This is a genomic window from Vibrio sp. 10N.222.52.B7 (genome assembly GCF_041474275.1).
GTDB classification, from domain to species: Bacteria; Pseudomonadota; Gammaproteobacteria; order Enterobacterales; family Vibrionaceae; genus Vibrio; species Vibrio crassostreae_C.
The window spans coordinates 1-438 of sequence record NZ_JBFRTU010000371.1 but is presented as its reverse complement, the minus strand read 5'-3'; the positions used below and the strand labels follow the sequence as shown (position 1 = coordinate 438).

1 protein-coding gene is annotated in these 438 nt (G+C 45.0%); it reads right to left on the bottom strand.

Features of this window, described 5'->3' with window-relative positions; all coding sequences use genetic code 11:
- Positions 1 to 438: histidine kinase sensor domain-containing protein (locus tag AB4512_RS23260; protein WP_372175887.1), on the bottom strand; the 438-nt coding region annotated here is incomplete at both ends.

The following is a 438-nucleotide window of genomic DNA, read 5'->3' as shown; positions in this document are numbered from 1 at the left end:
GGATTTAGCCGGATGAAACTGATGCGGTAGTTGAATCACTAACGTGTTGCCATTATTCAGCGGTAAACCGAAGATAGGCTTACTGACACGATCGCTCAGCTGATGATCTAAGGTGCGCAGGTACTTGAGTTTGAATTCAAAGTGCGGATGCATGTGTCGATGGGTAATGGGTCGATTGTTTTCATCAATAACAAACAGATAGTAGCCTTGAGCATTTCCCCAATCGGCTAACTCATCCATGTCCCCCTCTTCGATCAATACGTTGGCTTGATAGGCAAGGTCGAGCATTTCAGCTTTAACGGATTCAGGCACCTTCAACAAAGCCTTCATCAACGCTCGTTCCGCTACACCTTGAAGAATTAATATGCTTACCAGAATCACCGTCAGGTAGCTGAATAGCTGGAAAGTTAAGCCATCCTTACGCTTGGCAATAAAATC